We start from the raw sequence: 4,410 nt of genomic DNA on the forward strand, positions 1-4,410 counted from the left end.
GTGCTTATTTTCTTTAAGATAGGTTTCTAATTCTGATAGGTCTTGTAATGGGTAGTCTTCTTCGAATACATAGTCCGGGCCTTCAACAGAAAGGTTTACCAATACTTCTTCAGCATGGATTACACCTTTGACATCGAGTTTATGGGATGGATTGGAGGTGCCTATGCCTACATTACCATTAGCAGCAAAGCGGGTGCTGAATTTATCATCGCCAGTCCTAATATCTATGTGTTCTTGATAATTAGCATCATTGACAAAGCTTATCGACTGGTGATTAGTATTATCAATCATGGCCTGAATCTCTAATGTGGTATAATTCCAATCTGTATGATTGGCTGTTCTGTGAGCTGTAAATTCTAGCTTTTGTCGACCTATTTCTAATCTAGCACCTAACGATTCATTACCGTTGGTTGAGTTTACCCCATCCTGCACCACATGAAGTCGTGTAGTAGGTGTGGTTGTGCCAATGGCCAAAGATCCATTAATGTTTTGGTTCCCTTCACTACTGATAATTTTAGCCCAGGTTCCATTCCCAGCGGCATATCTACTTCTAAAATATAATGTCGGTTCTGTCGGGGCGTTCTTTATAAGAAGCTGGCCTCCGTATCGATAATCTGATCGGTTCGATGTATGTCCTAAATTTATACCCCAAAACCAGCCCGTTTCTGGAGCATTGGCAGCAGAGTTGCCATCGAAGAATCCGCTTTGCCAAACAGTATTCCAGTCCGTGGTAGTGGCTGGATCATCACTTAGTAATGATCCAATCACATTGACATGCCCAGTGATGTTTAGTACATCATTCTCTGAATAAATACGGTGACTAAAGTCTAAGGAAGAGTTGGTGTCATAAAAGTTTATGTATTTACCAACATCCAACGTTCCATCATTCTGAATCTCTGCATTTTTACCCCAGTTTTGTGCATTGCACACCAAACAAGAAATAAATATCGTAACAAATAGAAGAGAATATTTAATTTTCATAAGTGAGAGTATTAATTACATTCATAGAATTACTTAAAATAATCTCACAAAGCTAACAGGTCATATTTTGTGATAAAAATCAATATTTAGGTAAAACTTACATTATATTATTCATATAATTAAAGGTGTAATTTTGATAATGTGAGTTTTTCCTTAAAGAATAAAATTTCATTTAAAAAAGTGTAAAAATGACTAATAACTTACATCATAAGATGTAATTTTTTTAAAAACTTTTACTGCACTTCACGCCAAACCATCTATTCATTTATCCTAGTTTTGCCGCTTATGAATTTTTGCAGATTATTCCACGTGAGACATATAGTTGGTTTTGTATTGCTTGTGCTGGTAATGGGTGCTTGTAAAGTGTCTAAAAAGCCTACAACTACCCAAGAAGATGGCTTCAAAGACAGTTTGGCTGTTCAGATAGACACATTGGTTAAAATACCCCCGGTGGTAACTATACAGGACTCTGTCGAGCTCAATGTATACAGAGTTTTGAAAGATACGGTATCAATTATTGGTGTTGGGGACATCATGATGGGTACAAATTTTCCTGAAACGTATTATTTGCCTCCTAACCAGGGGAAAGATTTATTGGCTGAAGTTGATTCTGTTTTACAATCTGCTGATGTTACTTTTGGAAACCTGGAAGGTGTAATATTGAATGAAGGTGGTGATCCCAAATACTGTAGAAACCCCAAGGTATGCTACATTTTCAGGTCTCCTGAGTATATGGTGCAAAATCTGAAAGACGCTGGTTTTGATGTGATGAGTACTGCCAATAATCATGCAGGTGATTTTGGAAATCCGGGAAGAAAAAATACAATGCGTGTCTTAGATTCATTAGAAATACATCATGCAGGCTTAGAGTCAAAACCTTATGCCACCTTTATGATGGACGGGATGAAATATGGGTTTGCAGCCTTTGCTCCTAATACCGGTACGATGAGTATTAATGACCTGGGTAAGGCCAAAGAAATCATCACTCACTTAGACTCAATAAGTGATATTGTAATTGCCTCATTTCATGGAGGTGCCGAAGGAAGTAAGTACCAACACGTGAATAGAAAAACAGAGTATTTTTATGGTGAAAACCGAGGTAACGTTTACCAATTTGCTCATGAACTCATTAATAGTGGTGCTGATGTAATATTTGGTCACGGACCGCATGTGACAAGAGCGGTAGAGGTGTATAAAGGAAGGTTTATATCTTATAGTCTTGGCAATTTTTGCACATATGCGCGTTTTAATTTGAGAGGAGATAATGGGTTGGCGCCAATTATTAAAGTTTTCACTAAAAGTAATGGGGAATTTATAAAAGCAGAGGTCACTCCAATCATACAAAGAGCTCCGGGAGGACCAAAAATAGATTCTAATAAGGGAGTAATTAAAAGGTTGCAGGACCTTACATCAAAAGATTTTCCCGAAGTGAAAATAAAAATTGACGATAGCGGTATAATTACTTATATTCAAGATTAAATTTGTTCATGCCCTATAAAGAAAAGACAATAGAGAAGAAATATTATGCCATCGGTGAGGTGGCAGCTATGTTTAATGTAGCTACTTCTCTTATTAGATTTTGGGAAAGCGAGTTTGACATCATCAAGCCTAAGAAAAATCGTAAAGGTAATCGCCAGTTTACCAAAGATGATATCGAAAATGTAAAGCTCATCTACCATTTGGTGAAAGAAAAAGGCTTCACCCTACAGGGAGCAAAAGATATGCTTAAAAATGACACCGAAGCTGTTAGAGGCAGAATGGAAGTCATAGAATCTTTGAGCCAGGTCAAGGAATTTTTGTTAGAAATCAGGCAGCAACTCCGATAAGCTTTTCTCATCATGGATCAAAACCGGTTAGACCAACTGGCACTCAATTTTATCTCCGGAATTGGTAGTTATAGTATTAAACAATTAGTGAGTTATTGTGGGTCTGCTGAGGCAGTGTTTAAAACTCCTAAAAGCAAACTGCTCAAAATACCAGGCATAGGTCCATCTACAGCTGAGCTTATTGTTAATCAAAGACCATTTGAAAAGGCCGAGAAAGAGTTGAAGAGAGCTGATGATGAAGGCGTTCAAATTCTACTTTATTCGGATTCAGCGTATCCTAAAAATCTTAAGCATATAAATGACGCCCCTGCCCTGCTTTACTACAAGGGCACGGCACCACTAAACGATAGGAAGATAGTAGCTATAGTGGGCACGCGAAAAGCCACAACTTATGGAAAGGAAATAACCGAGCAACTTGTTTCAGACTTAAAAGCCCATAACGCTTTAATAGTAAGCGGTTTGGCTTATGGTATTGATATTTGTGCTCACAAAGCAGCTTTAAATAATAATTTAGACACAATTGGCGTCATGGCTAGTGGTATTAATGTAGTATATCCTTCTGTTCATAGAGAAGCGGCCAATAAAATGCTTTCTCAGGGAGGTTTGCTCACTGAGCATAGCTACGATGTAAAACCTGACCCACATAAATTTCCGGCCCGAAATAGAATTATTGCTGGAATGGCAGATGCTATTGTGATTGTAGAAGCAGCTAAAAAAGGAGGTGCCTTAATTACCGCTGAAGTTGCCAATGGCTATAGCCGTGATGTTTTTGCCGTACCTGGTAATTTGGGGATGTCTTACTCTGAAGGTTGTAATAACCTCATAAAATCAAATAAAGCCCATTTGTTTACCAGCGTTAAGGATATTGAGTACATTATGAATTGGGAAGCTTCAACTGATGCAGTAAATACAACATTGGATTTTTCTTCCTTAGATGAGCAAGAGGTGCTTGTGGTAAAACAGCTGTCTGACCATAAAGAAGGTATACTTATGGACAACCTTAGCTGGCAAACACAACTGCCTATTAATTTGCTAGCCTCCATCCTACTTAACCTTGAGTTTAAAGGATTCGTAAACTCATTACCAGGCAAAAAATTTAAGTTGGCTACCAGATGAATGAAAACTATTACCGAATTCTTGGCTTAGATAATTTCGCTAGTCAGAAAGAGGTAAAAGAAGCATATCGTAAACTAGCCAAAAAATACCACCCCGATAAACATCCCGACAAACCCAGCTACGAAGATAAGTTTAAGCGCATCAGCACAGCTTACTCAGTGTTAAGGGATGATAGCAAAAAAGCCCATTTCGATGAAAAATTAAAATACAAAACCTCTATTAACACGAGTAATTCACCCAGGTACGCTTCTGCCCCTTTTTATTCTACCAAAAAGAGAAAATATACACCCACTGCCTGGATGTATGCCAGAATCTTCATCATTGCCTTTATTATGGCTGTTGTATTGATACCGCTTACCCTGTTGTATCAGTCTTCGGTAAGGTATTACGAGCGAGGTCTGGAAGCTTTAGAACAAGGTGACATTGACAAATCCCTACTCAATTTTAATAGAGCAATGACCCAGTTTGGGGGTAGATCTGTAGAAGC

5 protein-coding genes are annotated in these 4,410 nt (G+C 38.1%); 4 read left to right on the plus strand and 1 reads right to left on the minus strand.

Annotated elements, in window-relative coordinates; all coding sequences use genetic code 11:
* The coding region (locus E1176_RS05260; protein WP_155209520.1) for a pyocin knob domain-containing protein at positions 1–981 on the minus strand (981 nt) is incomplete at its 3' end.
* A 309-nt stretch (positions 982–1,290) separates the two neighbouring features.
* Between E1176_RS05260 and E1176_RS05265 the strand changes: the two genes are divergently transcribed.
* From E1176_RS05265 to E1176_RS05280, 4 genes are all read left to right on the plus strand, one after another.
* The gene (locus E1176_RS05265; RefSeq protein WP_343030505.1) at positions 1,291–2,460 is read left to right on the plus strand and encodes a CapA family protein; all 1,170 of its coding nucleotides are present in this window, start codon (positions 1,291–1,293) and stop codon (positions 2,458–2,460) included.
* Positions 2,461–2,468: 8 nt separating this feature from the next.
* Positions 2,469–2,807, plus strand: coding sequence for a MerR family transcriptional regulator (locus tag E1176_RS05270; RefSeq protein ID WP_155209521.1), 339 nt, complete (start codon positions 2,469–2,471; stop codon positions 2,805–2,807).
* A gap of 12 nt (positions 2,808–2,819) precedes the next feature.
* Positions 2,820–3,923, plus strand: a complete 1,104-nt coding sequence (gene dprA, locus E1176_RS05275) for a DNA-processing protein DprA (RefSeq protein WP_155209522.1) — start codon at positions 2,820–2,822, stop codon at positions 3,921–3,923.
* A partial coding sequence (locus E1176_RS05280; protein ID WP_155209523.1) for a J domain-containing protein occupies positions 3,920–4,410 on the plus strand: 491 nt, incomplete at its 3' end. The genes dprA and E1176_RS05280, both read left to right, overlap by 4 nt.

Origin of the sequence: Fulvivirga aurantia, from assembly GCF_009711475.1 — a bacterium.
Taxonomy (GTDB): Bacteria; Bacteroidota; Bacteroidia; order Cytophagales; family Cyclobacteriaceae; genus Fulvivirga; species Fulvivirga aurantia.